The following is a 23,878-nucleotide window of genomic DNA, read 5'->3' on the forward strand; positions in this document are numbered from 1 at the left end:
AGGTCACCGCCAGTCGCCGACCAGCACGAACGCCGCCCAATGGAAAAGATCCGCGTACGGCCTGATCTGATAGTCGGCGGCGCCGACGTGGCGGGCGGCGTGGCGACAGCGCGTGGCCGCGGCGAGAAGGCGGCGCTGCTCGGGCGATCCCTCCTCGTGGCGGCCCGCCAGGGCGAGGTACGCGGCCTCCGCGCCCCTGAGATCGCGGGCACGCGCGCGTAGATCGGCGATGTCCGTCGACAGTGCCTCGTACGCCTCCGGGAAACGCTCCAGCGCCCGCTCGCAGTAGGCGATGGCCTCGGTCACGGTCATGGTCCGTACGCGATCCTGGGCGCGCCCCAAAGCGGAGGACTTGTCTTCTCCCCTGACCAGGCGCGTATAGAACTCCTCCATCAGGATGCTGGTCGATATCTCATCCACCGACCACAGGCTGACCACCGCCGAGGACGCCCCGGCATAGATCAGCGCCCGGGTGAGCCCGATCAACTCGTCACCCGAGGTGAGGGCGGACAGCCCGGTCCGGCAGGCGCTCAGCGTCACCAGATCGCAGTCCAGGCGAAGGCTCAGCACGTCGGTGGCGGTCAATCGGCCCTCGCCCGGCGCGAGCAGGATGCCAGACCTACCGGGCTCGCCGTCGTCGAATTCGCCGTGGCAGGCCACGTGCCATACGTCGGCCGACCTCTCACGCACCGCCGTGCGGGTGACGTCCGGGCCGGTCAGCACCTGCGCGTGCGGCCCGAAGAGGCCGGCGATGGCGGTCGCCTGCACCCGAGCGTGGACGAGGGGCCGGTCCGGGGACGAGTCGGCGAGGAGGACCGCGCCCCGCTCCCACTTCACCCGGCCGTCTTCGCGGCGTGTGCAATACCGCAGCGTCGAGGCGCTGGGCAGGTATGAGACCGGGTTCCGCGATCCGAACGGCACTCCGTCGATCTCCACCGCGTGCAGCGGGACCATGTGCAGGACGTCGTGGGGCACCAGGCAGACGTGCTCGCCCTCGGCGCAGGCGTCGGCCAGCGGCCGCACGAGGGCCCGGAAGACGTCCTGCCAGTCGGAACCGCCCTCGGGAAGGGGCGTTCGCGACGCCTCCGCAGCTGTGCGGAGATCCACCCGGGTCTGCTCAAGGACGACGACCTCGGGTTCCTCCTCCCCCGCGCGGACGAGGAACAGGAGCGTGCCCCCATCGGTGACGAGGAACTCGCCGAGCACCACGCCGTCCCCGAGGAGCTGACGGATCTCGGCCTGCGAAACCGGACGCCCTTCGCGCAGATCCGCGTACTCCGCTCCGGCCGTTCCCGCGAAGCGCAGCTCCGCGCGTACGGCGTCGAGGCGCTCACGCAACGTGCGGACTTCGTCGGCCCGGCCCTCCCGCAGTGCCCGCTCGAAGTCCTCGGCCGCCGACTGCTCGGCCGCGGCCAGCTCACGCAGCTCCGGGGGTACGACCCGGGTGCTGACACCGCCGAGGAGTTCGAGGAAGACGCGGGAGCGGCCACGCTCAACAAGCTCGAACGCCTCGGCGTGGGGGTGGGGAACGCCCAGGTCCTCCAGTACCAGCGCGAACGCCGCCCGTTCGTACGGGTCGCCGTTCGGCCCCGCCCCGGCGCCGATGCGAAGGTCGGCGTCCAGAACGCGCCCGCGCATCTCCTCCAGAGTGGTGACGGCCTCGCGCAGCAGCCGGTAGCCGGATCGCGCGTCCCCGTCCAGCAGGGCGAGGTCGGCGAGGTTCATCAGGGAGTTGTAGGACCAGGTGAGGTGGCCCGCGGCCGCGGCCTGCGCATGGGCGTCCCTGAGCACGTCTTTCGCCTCGTGGTAGCGCTCCTCGTAGATCAGTGCCGCCGCACGCAGGTACTCGTTCAGTCCCGGTGCCAGCGAGAACTCGCGGGGGAATCGCGCGCGAACGGGCTCCCCATACACGACGGCGCTGACGATCGCCTCCTGAGCGGCCAATGCCTGCTTGGTGACCCTCGGCATCGTGCGGGAGCGGATGAGCGGCGCCGGGGTCAGTTCCTCGGCGCGCATGACGGCCCAGTCCGCGCGGCCGAGCGGGGTCGCCTGCGATTGACGGAGGAGTGACCGGGCCTCGGCCACGTCCCCGAGAACCATGCGGGCGAGGGCCGCGACGGTGAGGACGTGCCGCCGGATCGGGCCGGTCAAGGCCGCTGGGTCCGGCCCGTCCTCGATGAGACGGAGCGCGTCCCCGGGACGGGCGAGGCGGCCGGCGAGAATCAGGGCCGCGTTGGCGCGCGCCATCGCCGCGCCGTTCGGCGCGTCGCCGGCTTCGGCGTGCCGGGCCGCGGCGAGCCACTCGCCGATCGAGGTGTCGCGCCAGTTGAGGTACTGGCACAGGAGAGCCCGGGTGACGTGGCATTGGGCGCGCGCCCTGGCCTGGTCTCGGCGCAGCCGGGCGAGGTGCGCGGCCGGACAGCGCGGCATCACCTCCTCCTCCACGAGGGTGAGCGCGGCCTCGGCGACCTCCACCCAGCGGAAGGCCTCCTGCTCCTTCATGGGCTCGCGGGTCCAGGGGTCGAAGTTGAGAAAAGCCTGGCCGAGGGGAACGCGTCCCATGCCGGACAGGGCTCCGTTCGCGCTCAGGGTGGTGACGAAACCGTAGTCGGGGCGCCCCGGACGGGCGAGGAACGCGTCGAACAGCCATGCCGAGAAGATCCGGGCCTGCTCGGCCGGGGTCAGACGGAACATCATCGACAGATAGAAGCCCCGCAGGGCCCTGACCTCCGCGTCGACGGCCCCCAGGCAGGTCAGCGCGGCCTCGGCGCACACGAGGATCGCCACCCCCGGCAGGAGATCGGGCGCCGGGTGGAAGACCACGACCACGGCGTACAGGTAGAGGCCGCGGCGCAGCGCCGGGTCGATCACCAACGCCACGGCCACCCAGATGCTCACCAGCGGGCCCCTCCCCCCTTGTCGCGGGGGGACCCGGACCATCGCGTCGAGCAGGACCAGCACGGCACCGCCGACCAGCCACGCCGGGCCGGGCAGCGACCGCCACAGAGCGACGGTCCACTCGCCGACCGGCGTCGCCGCGACGGCGCAGGTGCCGAGGATCATGGCGATCGACGACACCCGGAACCCCCGTTGGGAGGGTCTGGGCACGCGCTGGATCAGATGGTCGAGCCACCAGGCCTGTCCGGTGATCAGAACGGCCAGGCCGAGCGTCCAATCGGGCCAGGAGCCGATGGCCGGCGACGGTCCGCGGAAGGCGAGCGCCAACGGAGCGGCCCCGGCGAGCAGGTGGAGCGCTCGGGCGGTGCGGTCGCGGAGCGTCGGAGGCTGGATGAAGCCGAGGTCGCCCCGCGTCCGGGAACCCGTGAACAGGCCGGGTGGGCGCGGTCCGGCCGGTGAGAGCTCACGGATCACGTGGCCGATCAGGATCGGGACGATCCACCACCGCAGGAGATCGGGGTCCGGGTCGAGGAACCCGAAGACGAGGGCGCCCCCCATCCCGGCGCTCACCCAGCCGGTTCCCCCGACCACGGCGCCCAGTGCGGCGAGCGCGAACTTCCATGACAGCAACGCGTGCAGGACTCCGTGAAGACCCCACGAGATCCCGCCCCAGAGCACCGTGAAGAACAGCACGACCGCCGACAACACGATCACGGAGTCCACCTGGGCCGGCCCGCCCCTGCGGTAGGCGACGACTCGCGCCCGCGCCACCGTGGCCCCGACGGCGAGCACCAGGAGCACGATCGAGAAGACAGGCATCCGATCATCTCCGATTCGGGTCGCCACCCCGAGGCCGCCCTCGCCCGTTCACCGGTACATCGGCCGATCGGTCACGCGCGTTTCCTCGACGCCAGGCAGGCGCGGGCCTTCCGCCCATCGGCCGGAGCCGTCATGATGGCGACTGGACATGGCGAACTATGAAGCGCTGCCGACGGCGACCTCTCCCGCGGAGGCGCGCAGACAACTGGCCGGGCCGGCGGAACACGTCCTGCTGCTCGGCGAGGGAGGCGCCCCGTCGGCTCTGCTGACCGCCGACCTGCTCGACCGTCCGGACCGGCCGCCGATCGTGATGATTCCGGAGGGGATGTCGGCGCGCGATTTCGCCGCGAGTCCCGGCGTCACCTTGCTCGACCTGTCCGACGACATTCCCGGAATCGTGGTCCTGCACGGCGATCGGCCGGTCGGCGTCATGCCGATCGCGGTCGTCCTGGAGGCGATCGCCCGCGAGGCGACCGAGCCCGGTCCGACCACCATGGGCCCGAACGGAAACGCGTCGGACGGCACGCTCGCCGGCGATGTCGGGCTGCCGCGAGCGCTGGCGCGCTGCCATGCGCCCGGGTGCGGGTTGCTCAACGAGCTGCTCTTCTACGACCGTGCGGCCCCGCCGTGGTGCCGTAACGCGAACCCGCCCGCGCACCGCCTCGTCCTCGCCCCGCGGACGGCGTGAGGAGATGCTCGACAAGGCGATGGAGGCCACGGTCGGCGCCGTGGACCGCAGGTTCCTGATCACGGTCTTCCTGCCGACCGCGCTGTTCCTCGGCCTGACCGTGGTGACGGTGTGGCCGTCGTTCCGTCCGGGCGGAGCCCTGACGTGGTGGCAGTCGCAGAGCGGGGAGCTGCGTCTCATCGGGGGGCTTGTGTTCCTGGCCGTCGCGCTGCTGACCGCGGCGCTGCTCGGCAGCGGCCTGGGGCTTCTGGTCCGGGTGTACGAAGGGTACTGGCCCGGCCGGCTCGGGACCGCCGTCGCCGCGCTCGGCCGCAGGCACCACAGGAAGGTGCTTGCGGGTCTGGCCGTCCGCGCCGACGCGGCGTCCTACGCCCGGATCGAGAGCGGCTATCCCTTCCCCTCCGACAGGGCGGAGGTGAGGCCGACGACCCTCGGCAACGTTCTGCGGAACGCGGAACTGCACCCGCGGTACCGGTACGGCGTGGACGCCGTCCTCGTGTGGCCGAGACTGTTCCAACTGGCTCCTGAACGGGCGTTGGCCTGCGTCGCGGCCGCGCGCGCCGATGTCGAACTGCACCTTACGGTGAGCGCGCTGTCGGTCCTCTACGGGCTCATCGCCGGAACGGCCCAGCTCCTCCAGATGGGGCCCTGGTGGTCGTTCCCCCTGCTCTTCACCGGGCCGATGGCCGTGGGGCTGCTCAGCTACCTGGCGGCGGTGGCGGCCGCGCGGACGTACGGAACACATGTCAAAGCGATCTTCGACCTGCACCGGCTCGATGTCCTCGACAAGGCGGCCGCCGACCTGCCTGGGCCGGAGGAGGAGCGGTGGCACCGGCTCCAGGAGTTCTGGTATCGCGCGGTCCCTCCGCTCACGACCGTCGTCCCCGGCGTCGCGAGCGCGGACGCGCACCCGACCGCACCTCCTGACGAGGAGGCGAGGCGAAGTGTGCGACTGAGCGGGTGGTTGGCCATGGGGGTCCTGCTGGCCACGCTCGCCGGATCGCTGTTCCTGCTCATGATCTGAGCGACCCCGCCTCAAGGGCGCGCTCCCGGCCCGCCTGTGTGCGTCAGGCCGTGAGCACCCGCCACGGGCGGTCTCGTGCCTCCAGCGGGGATCCGTCGGCGATGCGCGCCGTACGGTCCGCGGGTTCGAGCACGATCGTGGACAGCGTGGCCCAGCGCTCGCCGAGCGGCAGGGTCATGTCCGGCACGCAGCACAGCGGCGGCTGGCCCGGGCCGGAGTAGAGGAAGCCGAGCAGTTCGGCCGCGCTCCGCGGTCGCGGGCCGCGCGCGAGGCGGGCGGCGACGAGGTCGTAACGTTCGCCGGAATCCGGCTGGTAGAGCTCGCTCTTCTCACCCGCCCGGGGTCCCGGGGAGAGGAAGTGGTTGGTGCGGATGACGGTCCCGCCGACCGGCTCGATGACGAACACGCCGATCGGGGTGATGTCGGCGGTGACGACCGTCTCCGGATCGAAAAGGGTGAACGAGCTCGACGCGCTGACGGACGCCGACCGCACGAGGTCGAGCGCCTCCCCGACCGAGCCTGCCTCCTCCAGCACGGTGGCGGCGAGGAGGTGGACCGGAACGCCGCCGACGCCGTCCGCGCGGTGGCCGAGGATGTTGAAGTGCAGCGCGAGCCCGGCGCTGTTGACGCCGACCTTGGCGAGGATGCCGTGCTCGGTGAGCCCGACCACGTCGTGCCGGCCTCCGCGCACCTCGTGCGTGTGCCAGTACGGCGCGAGCTCCACGTGCCAGTCCCAGGTCTGCACCCCGAAGGTGCGCGGGCCGCCCTCGCCTGCATCGAGGCGCCGGACGATGGTCGAGCACTCGCCGGGACGGCCCTGCGGGCTCTGCGCGAGAAGTTCGGTGCGCGCGTTGAGCGCGTAGACCTGCCAGGGGTCGATCCCCGCGCCCGCGGCGAGGCCCTCCAGCTCCTCCCGCAGGCGCGGGCGGAACGCCTCGATCACGTCCGCGGTGCGGAGCGCGTCCTCGCGGACGCGGTCCTCGGTCAGCCCGGCCAGGCGGAAGAGCTCGATGTAGAGGTCGAGCCCGCCGGGGAGAGCGTCGCGAAGCCGTTCGCCGCGTTCCTCGCCGCGTTTCAAGGGGTCGGACGCGGTTACGGCGACATGCCGCCTTTCGGGGTTCATCTCTTCCTTCGTCGGACGACCATCGTCGTCAGGCAGTCGTCGTCGAGGTCCGGCTGAAAAGGCCCGCGCTGATCCGGTGCGTGCGGCGTCATGCGAGCTCGCGGCGCATGGACGCGAGCACGGTTTCCTTCGCCCAGAGGGCGTCGTGGCCCGGTATGCCGAGCAGGACGTCGTTGCTGAGACCGTCCATGAGGCGGCAGTGCCTGACCGCCAAGTCCTCGGCCGCCTCCGCGCCGAGGTCCGACAGCCTGCGCACGATGGCGGCCAGCTCGGCCGCCCACGAGCGGAAGAAGCCGTCGAGCCGGAGCAGCGTCTCCTCGTCATCGGGCGGCCGGGCGATGACCTGCGCCCACAACCGCCAGCGCACGTCCTGGGGTCCTCGCGGCAGGTAGAGCTCGACCAGGCGGTCCAGTGCCGCGCCGGCGTCCAGGCGAGCCAGCTCGGCTCCGCGGCGCTCGTCGAGGTCGGCCTCGCTCATAAGCAGGGTGGAGACGAGGATGCGGTCGCGGCTGCCGAAGTAGTAGAGCACGTGGCTCGTGCTCATCCCGGCCCGGTCGGCGATGTCCTTGATCCGCAACTGGGTGAAGCCGACCTCCTCGATCGCCAGCAGGGCGGCCTTGAGCACGTGTGCCCGCATGTCGGGGCGCTCAAGGGTGATCTTCGACTCCCGCACCATGCGCATCACCGTAGCGCCTTCCCGCCCTGATTCGCGGTCGAATATAGACCTGTGCTCAAAGTTTGAGTACGGTTCAAACCTTGTCGCCGCTCCCTGACGCGATCCGGAGGAAGAGTGAGACTGACGCCCACTGAGCGGGATCGGTTGCTGCTGTTCACGGCGGCCGAGCTGGCCCGTTCCCGGCGGGCCAGGGGCCTGCGGCTCAACGTGCCCGAGGCGACGGCGCTGATCGCGGACACCGTCTGCGAGGCGGCCCGTGGGGGCGCCCGGCTCGCCGAGGCGATCGAGGCGGGCCGCAGCGTGCTGGGCCCGGACGACGTGCTGCCCGGCGTGCCGGACGTCGTGACCGAGATCCAGGTCGAGGCGGTGTTCGACGACGGCTCCCGGCTGGCGGTGGTCACCGATCCGTTCGGCGGCGGCTCGCTGGGCCCCGACGCCCCGGGCGCGCTCGTCGCGGCCGACCATCCGGAGGAGGCGCGCGAGACCGTCCGGATCGAGGTGGTCAACACCGCGTCCGTACCGATCAGCGTGACCTCGCACTTCCACTTCTTCGAGGTCAACCCGCGGCTGCGCTTCGACCGCGCCCTCGCCTACGGCCGCCGCCTGGCCGTGCCCGCGGGCTCGACGGTCCGGTTCGAGCCCGGCGTCGCCCGTACGGTGCCGCTCGTCGCGATCGGCGGCGCGCGGGTGGCCGTCGGTTTCGCGGGGCTGGTGGACGGGCCGCTCGACGCGCCCGGCGCGTTCGAGGCGGCGATGGAGCGGGCCCGCGTGTGCGGATATCTGGGGGCGTGATGAGTACGTACGGCTACCGCGAGGGCGACCGGCTGCGGCTCGGCGACTCGGGCCTGGTGGTGGAGGTCGAGCACGACTCGCAGAAGCGGGGCGAGGAGTTCCTGGCCGGGTTCGGCAAGACCGCCAGGGACGGGCTGCACCTGAAGGCCGCCTCCGTACGGGAGACCTGCGACCTGGTGATCAGCAACGTGCTGATCCTGGACCCGGTCCTCGGGGTGCGCAGCGCCTCGATCGGCGTCCGCGAGGGGCGGATCCACGCGATCGGCCGCGCCGGCAACCCCGACACGCTGGACGGCGTCGACGTGGTGGTGGGCACCGGGACCACGATCGTGTCCGGCGAGGGCCTCATCGCGACCGCCGGGGCGATCGACACGCACGTGCACCTGCTGTCGCCCCGGATCATGGAGGCGTCGCTGGCCTCGGGCGTGACGACGATCATCGGGCAGGAGTTCGGCCCCGTGTGGGGGGTCGGGGTGAACTCGCCGTGGGCGCTGCGGCACGCGTTCAACGCCTTCGACGCCTGGCCGGTCAACATCGGCTTCCTGGCCCGCGGCTCCTCCTCCCACCCCGCGCCCCTGGTCGAGGCGCTGGTCGAGGGCGGCGCCTCGGGCTTCAAGGTGCACGAGGACATGGGAGCCCACACCCGCGCCCTGGACACCGCCCTGACCGTCGCCGAGGAGTACGACGTGCAGGTGGCCCTGCACACCGACGGGCTCAACGAGTGCCTGTCGGTGGAGGACACCCTGGCCGTGCTTTCGGGGAGGACGATCCACGCGTTCCACATCGAAGGATGCGGCGGAGGGCACGTGCCGAACGTGCTCAAGCTGGCCGGGGTGCCCAACGTGATCGGCTCGTCCACCAACCCGACGCTGCCGTTCGGCCGGGACGCCATCGCCGAGCACCACGGGATGATCGTCTCGGTGCACGGGCTCAAGCCCGAACTTCCCGGCGACGCCGCGCTGGCCCGCGACCGGATCAGGGCGGGGACCATGGGCGCCGAGGACGTCCTGCACGACCTGGGCGTCATCGGCATCACCTCGTCCGACGCGCAGGGCATGGGCCGGGCCGGCGAGACCGTCAGGCGCACCTTCGCCATGGCCGGGAAGATGAAGGCCGAGCGGGGCGCCCCCGGACCGCACGACAACGAGCGCGTCCTTCGCTACCTGGCCAAGCTCACCGTCAACCCCGCCATCGCGCACGGCCTGTCGCACGAGGTCGGCACGCTGGAGGTGGGCAAGCTCGCCGACATCGTCCTGTGGCAACCGGCCTACTTCGGCGCCAAGCCGCAACTCGTGCTGAAGGCCGGCTTCCCCGCCTATGGCGTGACCGGCGACCCGAACGCCTCCACCGACACCTGCGAGCCGCTCGTGCTCGGTCCGCAGTTCGGCGCGCACGGCGCGACCGCCGCCGACCTGTCGGTCGCCTTCGTGGCGCAGGCCGCCGCGTCCGGCGACCGCCTGCCCACCCGCAGGCGCCGGGTCGGCGTGCGCGGCACCCGCGGCATCGGTCCCGCCTCCATGGTCCGCAACGCGCGCCTCGGCCACGTGGACGTCGATCCGCACGGCCGCGTCTCGCTCGACGGCGAGCCCGTCGAGTCCGGACCGTCCGACTCCGTCTCCCTGAACCGCCTCTACTTCCTCTGAGGAGCGATCCCCTTGTTCATGCCGCCGGAGTGGCATCCGCACAGCCGCACCTGGATGTCGTGGCCCATCGGCTATGCCCTGCAGCGGGCGGAGGCGTCGTACCGGGCGTGGTCGTCGGTCGCCAACATCATCGTGCGGTACGAACCCGTCACGATGCTGGTCGACCCCTCGGAGCGGGAGTCGGCGGCCAGGTGGCTCGACCCGCGCGTCGAGGTGGTCGAGCAGCCGCTCGACGACTGCTGGATGCGCGACAACGGCCCCACCTTCGTGTTCGACGGCGGGCGGCTCACGGGGGTCGACTGGACCTTCAACGGCTGGGGGTGGGCCCCGCACGAGAAGGACGACCTGGTCGCCTCGTCCGTCCTCGGCCGGGTGGGCGTTCCCGGCCGTCGCACCGCGATGGTCGGTGAGGGCGGCGGCATCCACGTGGACGGCGAGGGCACGGTCATCCTCACCGAGACCGTCCAGCTCGACCCCCGGCGCAACCCCGGCTGGACGAAGGCCGAGGTCGAGGCCGAGCTCCGCGACCTGCTGGGGGTGGAGAAGGCGATCTGGCTTCCCCGCGGGCTGAGCGCCGACTACGGAGGCTACGGGACGAACGGGCATGTCGACCTGCTCGCCTCGTTCGTACGGCCCGGCCTGGTGCTGTGCCACGTGCAGCCCGACCCGGCGCATCCCGACCACGAGGTCACCCGGGAGAATCTCGCGATACTGCGCGCCGCCACAGACGCCAGGGGGCGCCCTCTGGAGGTGATCGAACTGCCCGCCCCGACCGTCCAGGAGGCCGACGGCGAGCCGGTCGACTACTCCTACATCAACCACTACCTCGCCAACGGCCTGGCTCTGCTCTGCTCCTTCGACGACCCGCGGGACGCCGAGACCGCCGAGCTGTTCGCGAAGCTCTTCCCCGGCCGGGCGATCGAGGCGGTCGACGCCCGCGACATCTTCGCGCTCGGAGGCGGCATCCACTGCATCACCCAGCAACAGCCCGCCCTCTGACGGCCTCGTCCCCCGACACGGCGAACGCCGGCCTGCCGTACGGGGTGATGCGGGCCTGCGGATTGGTCGGGTGCCGCGAGTCGACCTGATTCGCCTGTTGACGGAGGGTGCGCCATTTCGTACGTTCCGCGTAGGCCGTCCCCCGGGCGCCCCGAACCGGAAGGGGTTGCAGTGACCAGCGAGCTGGATTCGAACGGGTCTGCGCCCAACATCGGGCCGCATATCGGGCCGGATGTAGTGCCGGGACCACTCGCCACGCCACCACCGGAGTTCGCCCGCAGACGCGAGTCGGGACCGCTGGAGCCGGCGACCATGCCCAGCGGCGACCGCGTCCCGATGGCCGTCCGGTACGAGGACGTCCGCGCCCTGCTGGCCTCACCCACGTCCAGCCGCAATCTGCGCCTTCCCGGGTTGCCGCGGTTCGTGAGCGGCGTCGGCATCGACGACGACCCGGACGCGCTGGTCAATCAGGATCCGCCGGAGCACACGCGCTACCGCCGGATCATGCAAGGGACCTTCACCCCGCGCCAGATCGAACCGTGGCGTCCCCGCATCGCGAGGATCGCCCAAGAACTCCTCGACGGCCTGGGCGACAGCTTCGACCTGGTCCAGGGATACGCGCTGCGGCTACCGGCCCATGTCATCTGCGAGATGCTCGGCGTGCCGATGGACCATTACGAGCAGTTCGTCCGGTGGACGGATATGTTCCTCACCACCTCCACGGCCACCGAGCAGGCGCGTTACGAGGGCCACGCCGAGTTCATGGCCTATGCCGCCGAGCTGGTCGCCCAGCATCGCCTCTCCCCCGGCGAGGACCTCATCGACCTGCTCATCCAGGCCAGGGACTCCGGCGACCGGCTGTCGGAGGGCGAACTCGTCAACACCGTCTTCTCTTTGATCACCGCCGGTTACGAGACGACAGCCTCGATGATCGCCCGTGGCGTGTTCCGGCTGCTCCTCCACCGGAGCCAGTGGGACGAGTTGGTCGCGGACCCGGCCCTGACGGCTACCGCCGTCGAAGAGATCCTGCGCTACGACGGGCCGCCGGCCAGCGCCTTCATGCGCCGTATCACGGAGGACACCGACCTGCCCAGTGGCTCGCTGAGGGCGGGGACGGTCGTCATGCCGAACCTGAACGCGGCCAACCACGACCCGCAGGCGTTCCCCGAGCCCGGCCGGTTCGACATCCACCGTTTCACCGGCCATCCCCCCAACCCGCATGTGGCGTTCGGTTACGGTCCGCACCGCTGCCTGGCCGCCAGTCTCGCCAGGGTCGAGCTCACCGAGGCGATCAGAGCCCTGGTCACTCGACGGCCCGCCCTCCGCCTGACCGCCTCGCCCGAGTCGGTGACGTGGAGCGACGGCCTGGTCCTGCGGCCGGTCGCCATGCACGTCACCTCGGCTGGATGACGCTGACGGACCTCCACCGCCCGGCGGCGCCGGATGCCGCAGAGCCGCCGCCACTTCAGTCGGACGCGGCGTCGGTCGGCTGTGAGCCGGCGGCGTCCAGCGCGGTCAGCGTGGCGTCGTCGAGCGCGATCGATCCCGCGGCGATGTTCGCCTCGAGATGGCCGATATCTGCGGTGCCCGGAATGAGCAACGTGTTCGGCAAGTGATGGAGCAGCCAGGCGAGGCCGACCTGCGCGGGGGTGCAGCCCAGAGACTGCGCCACGGCGGTGACGGCCGGATCGTCGGCCACCTTCGGCATGCCGGGGAAGGCGTCCCCGAGCCGGAAGAACGGAACCCACGCGATGGCAAAACCGGAGGACCCTCCGTTCGGCCGACTGTAGCACTACCGGAGGAACCACCGGTTCGACTTCCGCTCAAGGCCGACCAGATCGCTCATCACACGGGCGCCCGAAACTCTCTATCCGTTTGAGCAGGCATTTTGGACTTGCTGGTCCATTTTTCGCTCATTACCTTGTGACCGCCCGGCCCCCGAGGCCGGAGGGTGTCACGCATGGCGACAAGAGACTGGAGTTTCCCATGCATGCGATTCGTATCAGCGAGTACGGCGGTGCCGAGGTCATGCACTGGACCGAATCGCCCGATCCCACCCCTCGGCAGGGAGAGGTGCTCGTACGGCTCGGCGTCGCCGGGTGAACTACATGGATGTCGGCGTACGGACGGGTCCGGCTCCCGGCTGGACCATTCCCGCGATTCTGGGAATCGAGGGCATGGGATACGTCACCGCCCTCGGCGAGGGCGTACGGGATTTCAACGTCGGTGACAGGGTCGCCTGGTATTACCACCGGGGCAGCTACGCGGAGCAGATCGCCATCCCGGCGGAGTCGCTGGTGCGTGTTCCCGAAGGCGTGGATGACGAGACGGCGGCGGCGGTGATGATGCAGGGACTCACCGCCAACCATCTCACCACCGAGACCTACCAGATCAAGCCAGGTGACACGGCGGTGGTGCACGCCGCCGCCGGAGGAGTGGGGCTCATGGTGACCCAGATGGTCAAGGCGAGGGGCGGCGTCGTCATCGGCCTGGTCTCGCGGGAGGAGAAGGTGCCGGTCGCGAAGGAGGCCGGAGCCGATCACGTCATCGTCTCCAGCGGTGGCGGCTTCGAGGATCGGGTGCGGGAGATGACCGGTGGCGAGGGCGCACACGTGGTGTACGACGGCGGCGGAACGCCGACGTTTCGGTCGTCGCAGTCGGCCCTGCGCCGACACGGTGTGCACGCCTACTACGGTCCCCTCATGGGCGTCCCCTCGCTCACCCCGACGGAACTGCCCAACAGCATCCTGTTGTCCCATCCGCTCGTCCGCGATCACGTGCCCACCCGGGAGGCGCTGCTCACGCGTACGGCGGAGGTGTTCGACTTCGTCAGGAAGGGGCTGCTCAGACCGATCATCGGAGGGCGTTACGCCCTCGCGGACGCGGCGCGGGCGCACGCGGACCTCGAATCCCGCCGCACCGTGGGGAAGCTGCTGCTCCTGCCCTGAACGGATGACCCGGCCGTGCACGAGGGTCAATCGGCCAGGGGGATCGCCGCCCGCAACCGCGCGATCCACCAGTCGAGCGCGGCACGCAGATGGGTGGACTCCCCCGTTGACAGCATGATCGCCACGCCTCCCTGGATGGCGGTGAGCAGCGCGGCTGCGCTCTCGTCGGCGTCGACGGACATGGGGAGCAGGCCGTTTCGCTGCAATGCCCTGACTCCGCCGGCCAGGCTCTGCTGCCAGCGTCTCATGAACTCGGAGACGATCGCCCGCGCGCCTGGCGTGGTGCGCCCGACCTGCAGGAACAGCGAATACAGCGGGCACTGGTCGCCCTGCGACTCGTAGCGCTCCACGAGGGTGTCCCGCCAGCGATACCAGGCGTCCCAGGTATCGAGCCGGCGCAGCTGCGGCAGCTGGTCGTTCAGCACCTGGTCCGCCTCGTACTGCGCGACCGCGAGCAGCAGGGCGTCCTTGCCCTCAGGGAAGTAGTGGAAGAGCTGGCTCTTGCTCGTGCCGGTTCGCGATCGGATGTCGTCCAGGGTGACGTCGGCGACCCCCTTCTCCCGGAGGACCTCGGCGGCACCCTCGACGATCCGCGCCCGGGTGGCCCGCCCCTTCGGCGTCAGCACATGGGCCATTGCCTCGCTCCTCACCCCGCTGCAGATGGCGGCCCACTGTAGTACACCCCAGCCGAGTGGTGATCACCGCGACCCTGCCTGCGACGCCGTGAACCCGGGGCGTACGGCTGTTATGCGGGGAGATCGCGCCGGGAGGACGGATGTGGTGCGCTCCAGATGCCGCGTAGTAGTCGCATGCCCTCCTCGACGTAGTCGGCGATAGGGCGGTCGCCGCCGTCGAGGTGCCACTGCTCGAGCGCGGCGAAGTAGCCGAAGGCGAGGGCGTTCGCGATCACGCGAGCCTGCGTTTCGCTCACCTCTCCGTTCGCCGCGATCAGCGGTGCGATCCGCTGGGCGGCGCGGTCGAGCGTGGCGCAGACGGCCATGCGCACCGATGGTTCGGCGAAGAAGTAACGGACCCTGCGCCACGGGCTCCTGTCGGCCTGAGGGCCTTCGTTGCGGTAACCCGATGTGCCTTCTGCCGGGGATTCGTAGGCGCGGACGGCTCGGAGCAGGCTTCCGACGGGATCGGCGGGATCCAGGATGCTTTCGGAGAAGGGCGGGGTGACCTGCCACCGCGGCGCCGATTTCCCCGTTTCTATGCTCACGCGCCTCGGCACCCGCCTTCCGCATCCATGAGCGCGTGTTCACGACAGGAGTCCGGACGGATGTGATGGAGGTCACAGCCGCACGATGTCCATTTGCGCTACCTTGAGTATCGAAACCTCTAGTAGCGAAAACCCCGTGGCAAGGAGAAGACGTGAGTGACATCGCCGGCGCGACATTCCGGCAGGCGGCCCCGGGAGGGGGGACGGACTGGGCGGCGATGACGACCGAGGACCTGCTCGCCTACCGCGAGACAGAAAACCGCAGGCGCTCCTCCCCCGAGGCGCGGGCGATCACCGGAGAGCCGGATCCCGGCGCCTCGATCGAGTGGCAGGAGTTGGCGCTGCCCGACCGCGACCTCCCGGTCCGGGTCTACCGGCCGATGGGCGCCGACCGGGGCGACCTGCCGCTCGTGCTCCACGTGCACGGCGGCGGCTTCGTCGGTACGGCGGTGCAGTGCGACTGGGTGAACAGCCACCTCGCCGCCCAACTGCCCGCGCTCGTCGTCTCGGTCGAGCACCGCCTCCTCGACCCGGAGACTCCGCTGTCGGCCGCCGCCGACGACGGCTGGGACGCACTCCGGCACATGCTGCAGAACGCCGCGAAGTGGGGCATCGCCCCGGCACAGACCGCCGTCTTCGGCGAGAGCTGCGGCGCGCTGATCAGCGCCCTGTCCGCCATCCGGGCCAGAAACGCCGGCCTGCACCTGCGGGCCCAGGTGCTGGTCAACCCCGCCGTCGACGTGACCGAGACGATGTTCGACTACGCCTCGGTCACCCGGCACGCCGGCAGCCCGACCCTCACCATGGCGCAGCTACGGCTGTTCCGCCGGCTCGCCGTACCGCCGGGAACCGATCCTCGTGCGCTGTCGCCCCTGTACGCCGACGACCTGACCGGACTTCCTCCCGCGCTCGTGGTGCTGCCGACCGACGACCCGGTGGCCGACCACGGGCGCCGTTACGCCGAACGACTGCAAGCGGCCGGGACGCCCGTACGGCTCACCGAATATCCCGGGACCGGCCACGCCTTCCTCAGCATGCCGGGCCTGGTGCCGCAGGCCAAGGCCGCGGGGGCGGAGATCGTCGACTTCCTCCGCAGGGCCCTCTGAGCGGAAAGGGGAAGCCGCCGCACCCCGGTTCGAACGGAGTACGGCGGCCGCCGCGAGATCGACGCCTACCGATCAGGCGATGGAGAAGTCGTCGGCGTAGACGTTGCCCTGGCCGTACCAGCCGTTGACGTAGACGGTCACGACGCCGGACGAGCCGGTGGTGAAGGACAGGGACAGTTCCTTCCAGCCTCCCGACGAGGTCCAGGTGGAGCCGGTCGCGCCGCCGGACACGCCGAGGAAGGCGAAGTTGCCCTGCACCCAGGCCTTCAGCGTGTACTGATGGTTGGGCTCGAGCGTCAGCGACTGGGTGCACTGGCCGGTCTGGCTCTGCGTCGGGGTGACCTGCAGGGCGTGCGACCCGGAGTGCGCCGGAGTGCCGACGACCGTGCTGCCCGACTGGCAGACCCACGGGCCGAGGCCGCCGGACTCGAAGCCGGGGTTGCCGACCGTGCCGCCGCCGGACGACCCGTTGACCTTCAGGTTGAAGGTCGTGGTGTGGCTTCCGGACGGTGAGGTGCCGGTGACGGTGATCGGGTACGTGCCCGGCTGGACCGCCGAGGTGGTCGCCAGGGTCAGCGTCGAGCTACCGCCGGCCGTGACGGAGGCGGGGTTGAGCGTCGCGGTCACCCCGGAGGGCGCCCCGGCGGTGGTGAGATCGACGGTCTGCGCGTCGCCGTTGGTCACCGCGGTGTTCACGGTGGCCGTCGCCGTCCCGCCGGGGTCGACCGAGCCGGACGAGGGCGACACGGCGATCGAGAAGTCGTTGTCCGGGGGCTGCTGGCCGCCCCCAGAGAACGGGGCGAACGTCTGGCTGAAGAACCAGGTGCTCTGCTCGATGCCCGAGCAGCTGTCCGAACCGCCGGTGCCGGGGCAACCGCCGTTGTCGCGCTGCAGCGCCCAGAACGAGATCATCGCGAGGCCCTTGCCGGTGGCCCAGTTCAGCACGGGCGCAGCGTCCGCGGTGCGGAACGTCTCGGCCGGGCCGTAGTCGTCGATGCCGATCATCTCGGTGACGCCGATCATGTTCCAGACCTGGTCGGACGTCTTGTCCGGGTAGAGAGCGGCGAGCTGGTCGTGGAGCCCGGTCGCCGCGGTCTGGGTGTCGGTCGCCATGTTGTGGCCGGCGCCGTCGTAGTAGTCGAACGTCATGATGTTGACGACGTCGATCCTGGCGTTGTTGGTCTTGGCGTTCCGCAGCACGGCCAGGCCGCTGTCTGCGAGCCCGTGGGTGGTCGTCGGCAGCGTGTACGAGAACTGGACGGTCTTGCCGTTGGCGGCGGCCCAGTCCTCGGTCAGCTTGATCGCCTTGTTGCGGCGGTCGATCCCGGCGCTGTTGTTCAGCGAGTTGTCTTCGATGTCGAGGTCGATCCGGGTGACCCCGTACGTGTTGATCACGCTCTGGAAGACGGCCGCGATCGAGTTGACGTTGGTGCAGCTGTCGGCGATCTCGGTGCCGGTGTTGGTCGCCGTGTAACCGCCGAAGGACGGGATGACGTCACCGCCGGCGTTCCGGATCTTCGTGATCGACGCGCCGAACGTCGAGGAGGCGATCGGCATGCCGGTGTCGCCGTTCCAGTAGGCCGTGCACGAACCCTTGGTCGCGGCCTGGAGGAACGCCATGGACAGATACTTCGCCCCGGACTGCTGGGAGAGCGTCGCGGGGTCCTCGCCGGTCCACGCCTCGAAGTACGGCGCGAACACGTGCGCGGGCAGGGTTGGCGCGGCCTGTGCGGCGGTCGCCCATGTGGTCGCCGCGTGCGCTGTGGCGGTCTGAGTCGCGGTGAGGCCGAGCGTCGCGGTGGCGGTGGCGATCAGAGCCACGGCGGCGCGCAGCAGAGTGCGTGGTCGCATGAAATCTCCTGCACCAGGAGTGATCGGCGCCTTGACGCCGATCGTGGGGGGTGATGGTGCACCGGCGAGACCGTCGGTGGATTTGCTACAGCAGCGAACTGCTGGACGAGCACACGGATCCGCGCATCCCATGGTCGGGATCGGCGAGCCTATTTGTCAAGGTTCTTAACAATTAGTCGTCCCACCAGGGAAGACGCTGCGCGCACCGGAAGGAGCACGCGTGGGGCGCGTCCCGGAAGGACATCGGCGGCGTCTCAACGCAGGCGAAGGCCGCTCCCGATCAGGAGGCGGCCTTCGCCCTCGTTCTGCGGTGTCAGGCCCGGGTCTAACGGCCCTGGAGCGACCTGGCGTTGTCGCCGAAGGTCCAGCCCTTCGACCCGTCCCAGTTGATGGACCAGGTCATCAGACCCTTGAGCTGGCCGTTGAAGCTGTTCCAGCTCTGGCTCACCAGGGACGGCGACATGTAGCCGCCTCCGGCGCCGGGCTGGGCGGGCAGGCCGGGGACCTGCTTGTCGTACGGGACCCTGATCGTGGTGCCCTGGATGACCAGGCCCTTGTCCAGGCAGGTGGTCTGGGCGACGAATCCCTGGACCGTCCCGGCGGAGTAGGAGTCACCCGAGCAGCCATACATGCTTCCGTTGTAGTACTGCATGTTCAGCCACCACAGGCGGCCGTTGTCCACGTACTTCTTGATGATCGGCAGGTAGGCGCCCCAGATCGAGCCGTAGGTGACACTGCCTCCGGTGACGTACGCCGTCTCGGGGGCCATGGTCAAGCCGAAGTTGGACGGCATCTGAGCGAGCACGCCGTCGATGATGCGGATGAGGTTGGACTGGGAGGCGGACAACTGGTTGATGTTGCCGCTGCCGCTGAGCCCGGTCTCGATGTCGATGTCGATGCCGTCGAAGTTGTACTTCTTCAGAATCGGCACGATGGTCTCGACGAAGCGGTCGGCGACGGTGCTGGAGCTGAGGTCGATGCCGGCGGTGGCTCCGCCGATGGACATCAGGATCGTCGCGCCGTCGGCCTTGGCCTGGCACATCTCAGCCGGTGTGGAGACCTTGACGGTGCTGTCCATGCCGTCTTCCCACAGGACCGTGCCGTCCGAGCGGATGACCGGGAACGCCGCGTTGATCACGTTGTAGCCGTGCTGCCGGATGCGGGCGTCGTTGATCGGCGTCCAGCCGAACGGCGGGTGCACGCCGTTGGACGAGCCGTCCCAGTTCTCCCAGTATCCCTGGGTGACCTTGCCGGCCGGCCGCCCCTTCACCGGGCACGTCGTGTCGCCGGGCGACGGCGACGCCGAGGGCGAGGGCGAGGGCGAGGGGGAAGACGACGGAGAGGGTGACGCGGACGGCGACGGTCCGCCGGGGCCGTCGAAGCTGATGTCGTCGGCGTAGTAGGTGCCCTGGCCGTACCAGCCGTGCAGGTAGACCACCGCGCTCGTCTGGCTGGCACCGGTGGTGAAGGACACGCGCAGCTGCGTGTAGGCGGACGGCGACGAGGTCCAGGTGGACGATCCGCCGTTCACGCCGAAGTACACGTAGCTTCCGCGGACCCATGCGCTCAGGGTGTAGGCGGTGTTCGGCTTCACGGACACGGTCTGGGTGCACTGCGCGTTGTCCGAGCCGCTGGCCGCGCCGGCCAGCGCCTTGCCGCCGGCGTGGACCGGGGAGCTGACCACCGATCCCAGGCCGCCGGTGCAGGACCACGGGGAAAGGCTTCCGGACTCGAAGTCGGAGTTCACGAGCAGATTGGCCGCCTCGGCCGATGTCTGCGTGAGGACGGCGCCCGCGGCCGCCAGCAGCAGCGATGCCGCCAGCGTCAGCGGACGGGGGGTGCGCTTTCGCATGAAGGTCTCCTGAACCAGGAGTGATCGGAGCCATGGCGCCGATCGCGGGGGGTGATGGCGCGCCGGCGACGTCACCGGTGAGCCGGTTCACCAGCGAGCCACTGGACAGTACGGATCCGTGGTCCCATGGTCGGGACCGGCGCTCTCACTGTCAAGGTTGTTAACAGATAACTCGCTCACCAGCGATGATTTCCCGACGACCAGAAGGTTGAGCCCATAGGCGACCCACTGACCGTCGCCGATCGGTTGGAACGACTTCTCCTGGTCAAAGTCGATCAGGGGAAACAGCAGCTCCGGGGCGTAGACGACGGCGTTGAATGCGGATCCTTCGCCGGCCTCGGCGCGCGGTGGCGCATCCATGGCGAATACGACCGTTCCGACGGCGAGCAACGCCAGGAACCACAAGGCGGCGCGGACCGCGCGTGACGTCGAGTTGCTCATACGGTTGCGGCGCATGGGAAGAAGGAGCGCGCCCAGCTCGTCCTGGGACGTAGGTCACCAGGTGCTCACGCAGGGCCGGAAGATGCTCAGAGCGGGGTGCGGTTGGCGACGCGGTGTGGGCGGGAGGAACGGTCGTGCGCCGGCCCAGGCCCGCTGGTCGTAGCGCATGGCCCACCGGTGCGCGCACTGGCGGGAGATGCCCAGCTCCGTGGCCACGTGTGCCACGGGGCGCTGATCGAAACGCACCCGCCGTACCAGCAGGATGCGTCCACGAACGGTCAGCCGGGCATTAGCGCAGGCCATGAAGACCTCCGGTTCGGTGAAGACGGCATCTCCACCACATCCGGAGGTCTTCCTATGGATCAAGCACCAACCTCGGCGCGTCACCAACCTGCTGACCGAGTACAACTAGCCCGCGGGGACCAGGACGGGCGCCGACCCCCCCTCGTCCTCGTCACCGGCCCCGCTGATGTGCCGGCCGATGGCATCCATGATCGTCTTGTCGGTCCTTGAGCCCCTCGGGAGCCGACGAAGCTGTCGAACGATAAGGCGTATATCCCCCGTTCGGCCGGGGAGTGCCCTCACCCGTGAGACTAGATCTCTTGAGTGAAGTAGGCGTAGGGAGCGATCGACACACCCTCGGACACCTTGCGCTCGTCGTCCTCGCCGGCATTCGGATCAAGGTCACCAGCCCACCGCGAGCCCATCGACCAGATGGCGAACCCGGCATGGAAATCGAAACCGATGTCCGAAGGGGTGTTGGTGTAGCCCTTCGCGGTCAGGTCATGCACAACGTCATCGAGGAAGCGGAAGGTCAGTTGGACGCCGTCAAGGAAAACTTCCTCCTGCCCGTCGCCGGAGTATGCGATCTCGACGAGCTCCACGAGATCCTCCGGGGTGTAATGGACGACGAGCATGGGCGTGGTGGCATACACATCCCTCTGGCTGGGCCGCTCATGCACTGGAGGGCCGATTCGGCGCTCGACATCCGACCGGGACTCTCCGATCTTAACGAGCGCCACGCCAATGCCCGGAAGGATCTCCATGGGACGAATCGTGCCAGAGGGATACGAGAGGCGCGTACAGCTGCCGAACGCCTCGTGACGGTCGGCAGGCAGCACGACGGCCAGAACAACGGCAAAGGGCCGGCCACCGGGGTCGCGCACCGCGGCCGTCGAGGACCGGCGTGTTCTTGGGCATGCCGAGCTGTTTGACCTCGTCAGAGGTAGGCATCCGAGCCGTCATCTGCTCGATGACGTGATCGAACCGGACACTCTTGCGCGCCCGGATGTGCTCGCGGTTGCCCAGTCCCTAGGCTCCTTGATCTTGTGACAGGATCGCGGGATGCTGCGACTCACCGATTTCATCATCGACTGCCCGGACACGATGAAGCTGGCGGCCTTCTACTCCGAGGTGACGGGCCGCCCGATCAAGGAAGGCAGCCACGAGAACTGGGCCGGCATCAAGTTCGGCGAGGTCGAGCTGGCCTTCATCCGGGTGGACGACTACCGCGCTCCGCAGTGGCCCGACAGCGAGCACCCCAAGCAGTTCCACCTCGACTTCGAAGTGGACGAGATCGAGTCCGAGCAGCGCCGCGTCCTCGACCTCGGCGCGACGCTGCAGCAGGACTTCATCGGCCCCAACGGCTACGGCTGGCGGGTTTACACCGACCCGATCGGCCACCCCTTCTGCCTGTGCCGCAACAAGGGCGTCATCTGGACCGACCAGGGCCCGATCTGGCCAAAGCGCGACTAGGACCTGTATCGAAGTCCGCGGTGGTGCGTGGGGCGGTTTGAGGTGGGGCGTCGGGGAGTCGGAGAGGTCGTAGATCGACAACGAGAGAGGTCTCCGGTAATTGGTTGATCGACCAAGACACACCTGAAACCGGAGACCTCGTGGACACCTTAGCGGTGACGAGGCGGTTCGACCTCACCGATGCTCAGTCTGCGGCGCTGGCGCCGCTGCTGTCGGCCCCGAAACGGTCGGGGCGGCCGTCGCTGTTCAGTAAGCGGCAGTTGACCTCGACGGCGTCAGCGGCCCTCGTGACGCGGGGTGGAACGCCTACAGGACCGGGCGTGTGGCCACGGCCCCAGGCTCACACACCGTCGGTGGTCTCGTTGACGGTGAGCCTACTGCGTCCGAGGGCCGGGTCTCCCGCAGCGTTGGAGCCGATCCCGCCGATGCCGGCGATCGCGCCTGCGAGCACGAGGATCCAGTAGATGATCCGCCGGCTGGTCAGGGTCCAGCCGAGGACCCGGCCGCCGATGGCCATGCCGCGGCCGTCGGTATGGTCACGGCGGATCTGGCTGATGGCGACGTGGCCCAGGATGACGGCGAGGAATGCTTGTGAAGCCGCAGGTGACGAACCCGGTGAGGTCCAGAGCGAGGCTCGCGACCGCCAGGCCGTGGTCTTGCGCGGCGGCGGGGAAGCGAATAGCCGTACTGGGGCGGCCGCGTCATCTGGCCGCTGCTGTCGTTGTGCCTACTTGGCCCTTTTAGGCAGGACTGAAAAGCGTTGACGGCGAAAAAACGCTTTAAATAAAGTCTGCCATCAGCGTGCGGTGCCGTCGGGCTTCGAAAGAAGTCAGAACGGTCCTGATTGGAAGCACGCGCTGTCCCTTGCCGGCCTCCCGAGGCAGATCGGTAAGGCGCGGCCAGAAAAGGCCAAAAGGGGCCGAAGAAGATGGAGGGGTATTCTCATGAAAGTCATGGTGAAGCTGCTGACCGCGATCGGGACGCTCGGAATGGCGGCCGCAATTGTTGCCGCCCCGGCAGCGGCGTCGGCCTCGCAGACGGCGAGCAGCGACCTCAAATACTACTACGAATGCGGCAGCAGCATTTGTGTGAAGACGATCACCACGTGGGGGTTTTACAGTCTGAACTCCTACGGGGATCATCTGTACGCGGGGGGATGGTCCGGCTATGTGAGAGTCAGCACCGGCAAGAAGATCTACTTCTGCGACTGGCAGACGATCCAGTTGCAGCTGGAGCCGAAGGTAACCGAGATCTTCGTCTCCAGGCTCAAGGCGTCCTGGTGCCAGTAGGAGTGATTCCGACGCGGCTGCAGTGACCGTAATCCACCCCGTACGGCCCGTTTCCGGGGCGGCGTCGCAGCCCCGGAAGGGTTCTCTCGGACCCTGCCGTCGCGCCTTTTCGGGAGCTGCGAGCAGTGTTCGTACCGCGAAATGCAGCACCCGTTCACTGTTGTAGCGCAGGTAACCGCCTACGAGCGCCCGGTTCGGCATCACCCCAGCTCGGTCTCTTCCCCATGCCAGCGAGCGTGGAGGCACGCGATCAGCGGGTGCTCGGTCACCAGTCCTCCCGGGCCGGCCTGAGAAGCTTCTCCGCCACCCGCGGTCCACGCGCTCCTCTGCCACGGGCAGGGTGTGATAGGCGTCGATCACGTCCATGGGCAGGACACCCTTCACCATGCGCAGTGCGGTGACGATCGCCTCGGTGTCGTCCTCGCGGATGTCCTGCACGAGGGTGACGATGTATCCACCTGAGCGCAACAGGAACACGGTTGACCTGCTGTTGGACCGCGCTCGGTGGTCCGGCTGGTGACGTCCCCTCTGGGGTGTAACTCCAAGCTGTGGATGCAAGCCCGGGACATGGGGCGAGCCATCGTGTGGCGGTCAGCGAGTTCCCGGCCACAGGGGGCTCTCTGCGTGACCGCGGCGGGCTCGGCCTTGCACCGAGCCCGCCGCTCCAGCTCCATTCGGTCCTGATCGCGCTCCCTGACAAGGCTCACAACGCCCTCGCCGCGAATGTCAGGAACACCCGAGCCGGACCCGCG

Annotated in this window: 21 protein-coding genes and 1 pseudogene; 10 read left to right on the plus strand and 12 right to left on the minus strand. The window is 69.5% G+C overall.

What is annotated here, in order from left to right; translation table 11 throughout:
• Positions 1-3: 3 nt before the first annotated feature.
• Positions 4-3,717, minus strand: a complete 3,714-nt coding sequence (locus IL992_RS48100) for a CHAT domain-containing protein (RefSeq protein WP_193209032.1) — start codon at positions 3,715-3,717, stop codon at positions 4-6.
• Between the two features lie 148 nt (positions 3,718-3,865).
• On the opposite strand from IL992_RS48100, the gene IL992_RS42935 reads away from it, so the two are divergent.
• Complete coding sequence (locus IL992_RS42935) at positions 3,866-4,405, plus strand: hypothetical protein (protein ID WP_193209033.1); 540 nt, start codon at positions 3,866-3,868, stop codon at positions 4,403-4,405.
• A gap of 4 nt (positions 4,406-4,409) precedes the next feature.
• Positions 4,410-5,429 (plus strand): hypothetical protein, encoded by a 1,020-nt coding sequence (locus IL992_RS42940; protein WP_193209034.1) that lies wholly within the window; start codon positions 4,410-4,412, stop codon positions 5,427-5,429.
• A gap of 43 nt (positions 5,430-5,472) precedes the next feature.
• On the opposite strand, the gene IL992_RS42945 is transcribed toward IL992_RS42940, so the two are convergent.
• Positions 5,473-6,552 carry a C45 family autoproteolytic acyltransferase/hydolase gene (locus tag IL992_RS42945; protein WP_193209035.1) on the minus strand — a complete coding sequence of 360 codons (1,080 nt, stop codon included), beginning with the start codon at positions 6,550-6,552 and terminating at the stop codon, positions 5,473-5,475.
• An 88-nt stretch (positions 6,553-6,640) separates the two neighbouring features.
• Positions 6,641-7,234, minus strand: coding sequence for a TetR/AcrR family transcriptional regulator (locus IL992_RS42950; RefSeq protein ID WP_226874830.1), 594 nt, complete (start codon positions 7,232-7,234; stop codon positions 6,641-6,643).
• A gap of 108 nt (positions 7,235-7,342) precedes the next feature.
• On the opposite strand from IL992_RS42950, the gene ureA reads away from it, so the two are divergent.
• The 4 genes from ureA to IL992_RS42970 all read left to right on the plus strand — a co-directional run bounded on the left by ureA (position 7,343) and on the right by IL992_RS42970 (position 12,072).
• Complete coding sequence (ureA, locus tag IL992_RS42955) at positions 7,343-8,020, plus strand: urease subunit gamma (protein WP_193209037.1); 678 nt, start codon at positions 7,343-7,345, stop codon at positions 8,018-8,020.
• Positions 8,020-9,663, plus strand: coding sequence for an urease subunit alpha (locus IL992_RS42960; RefSeq protein WP_193209038.1), 1,644 nt, complete (start codon positions 8,020-8,022; stop codon positions 9,661-9,663). Before ureA ends, IL992_RS42960 begins: the two co-directional genes overlap by 1 nt.
• 18 nt (positions 9,664-9,681) lie before the next feature.
• Positions 9,682-10,662 carry an agmatine deiminase family protein gene (locus tag IL992_RS42965; protein ID WP_193209049.1) on the plus strand — a complete coding sequence of 327 codons (981 nt, stop codon included), beginning with the start codon at positions 9,682-9,684 and terminating at the stop codon, positions 10,660-10,662.
• Positions 10,663-10,833: 171 nt separating this feature from the next.
• Positions 10,834-12,072 (plus strand): cytochrome P450, encoded by a 1,239-nt coding sequence (locus tag IL992_RS42970; RefSeq protein ID WP_319019196.1) that lies wholly within the window; start codon positions 10,834-10,836, stop codon positions 12,070-12,072.
• 55 nt (positions 12,073-12,127) lie between these two features.
• Here the strand turns inward: IL992_RS42970 and IL992_RS42975 are convergent, their stop codons facing one another.
• Complete coding sequence (locus tag IL992_RS42975) at positions 12,128-12,370, minus strand: aldo/keto reductase (protein ID WP_193209039.1); 243 nt, start codon at positions 12,368-12,370, stop codon at positions 12,128-12,130.
• Positions 12,371-12,770: 400 nt separating this feature from the next.
• On the opposite strand from IL992_RS42975, the gene IL992_RS42980 reads away from it, so the two are divergent.
• Positions 12,771-13,610 carry a zinc-binding dehydrogenase gene (locus tag IL992_RS42980; protein WP_226874833.1) on the plus strand — a complete coding sequence of 280 codons (840 nt, stop codon included), beginning with the start codon at positions 12,771-12,773 and terminating at the stop codon, positions 13,608-13,610.
• A 26-nt stretch (positions 13,611-13,636) separates the two neighbouring features.
• Here IL992_RS42980 and IL992_RS42985 read toward each other — a convergent pair whose 3' ends face one another.
• Both IL992_RS42985 and IL992_RS47265 read right to left on the minus strand, forming a co-directional pair.
• Positions 13,637-14,245, minus strand: coding sequence for a TetR/AcrR family transcriptional regulator (locus IL992_RS42985; protein ID WP_193209040.1), 609 nt, complete (start codon positions 14,243-14,245; stop codon positions 13,637-13,639).
• Positions 14,246-14,355: 110 nt separating this feature from the next.
• Positions 14,356-14,610: a hypothetical protein gene (locus tag IL992_RS47265; protein WP_226874822.1), complete on the minus strand. Its 255-nt coding sequence runs from the start codon at positions 14,608-14,610 to the stop codon at positions 14,356-14,358.
• A 374-nt stretch (positions 14,611-14,984) separates the two neighbouring features.
• Here IL992_RS47265 and IL992_RS42995 point away from each other — a divergent pair, with 374 nt between their 5' ends.
• Positions 14,985-15,938, plus strand: a complete 954-nt coding sequence (locus IL992_RS42995) for an alpha/beta hydrolase (protein ID WP_319019197.1) — start codon at positions 14,985-14,987, stop codon at positions 15,936-15,938.
• A gap of 72 nt (positions 15,939-16,010) precedes the next feature.
• On the opposite strand, the gene IL992_RS43000 is transcribed toward IL992_RS42995, so the two are convergent.
• From IL992_RS43000 to IL992_RS43020, 5 genes and pseudogenes are all read right to left on the minus strand, one after another.
• Positions 16,011-17,789 carry a glycosyl hydrolase family 18 protein gene (locus IL992_RS43000; protein ID WP_193209042.1) on the minus strand — a complete coding sequence of 593 codons (1,779 nt, stop codon included), beginning with the start codon at positions 17,787-17,789 and terminating at the stop codon, positions 16,011-16,013.
• Between the two features lie 325 nt (positions 17,790-18,114).
• Positions 18,115-19,641: a carbohydrate binding domain-containing protein gene (locus IL992_RS43005; RefSeq protein ID WP_193209043.1), complete on the minus strand. Its 1,527-nt coding sequence runs from the start codon at positions 19,639-19,641 to the stop codon at positions 18,115-18,117.
• Positions 19,642-19,728: 87 nt separating this feature from the next.
• Complete coding sequence (locus tag IL992_RS43010) at positions 19,729-20,097, minus strand: hypothetical protein (protein WP_193209044.1); 369 nt, start codon at positions 20,095-20,097, stop codon at positions 19,729-19,731.
• Between the two features lie 80 nt (positions 20,098-20,177).
• Positions 20,178-20,385, minus strand: a pseudogene (locus IL992_RS49200) (leucine zipper domain-containing protein); the annotation flags it as partial.
• A 290-nt stretch (positions 20,386-20,675) separates the two neighbouring features.
• Complete coding sequence (locus IL992_RS43020) at positions 20,676-21,128, minus strand: hypothetical protein (RefSeq protein ID WP_193209045.1); 453 nt, start codon at positions 21,126-21,128, stop codon at positions 20,676-20,678.
• Positions 21,129-21,426: 298 nt separating this feature from the next.
• Between IL992_RS43020 and IL992_RS43025 the strand changes: the two genes are divergently transcribed.
• Positions 21,427-21,837, plus strand: a complete 411-nt coding sequence (locus IL992_RS43025; protein ID WP_193209046.1) for a VOC family protein — start codon at positions 21,427-21,429, stop codon at positions 21,835-21,837.
• A 340-nt stretch (positions 21,838-22,177) separates the two neighbouring features.
• Here IL992_RS43025 and IL992_RS43030 read toward each other — a convergent pair whose 3' ends face one another.
• A complete protein-coding gene (locus IL992_RS43030; RefSeq protein WP_319019198.1) occupies positions 22,178-22,411 on the minus strand; it encodes a DUF4190 domain-containing protein in 234 nt (77 codons plus the stop codon).
• Positions 22,412-22,790: 379 nt separating this feature from the next.
• Here IL992_RS43030 and IL992_RS43035 point away from each other — a divergent pair, with 379 nt between their 5' ends.
• Positions 22,791-23,126 carry a hypothetical protein gene (locus tag IL992_RS43035; RefSeq protein WP_193209047.1) on the plus strand — a complete coding sequence of 112 codons (336 nt, stop codon included), beginning with the start codon at positions 22,791-22,793 and terminating at the stop codon, positions 23,124-23,126.
• The last annotated feature ends 752 nt before the right edge of the window (positions 23,127-23,878 follow it).

It is taken from the genome of Microbispora sitophila (assembly GCF_014892245.1).
Classification (GTDB): domain Bacteria; phylum Actinomycetota; class Actinomycetes; order Streptosporangiales; family Streptosporangiaceae; genus Microbispora; species Microbispora siamensis.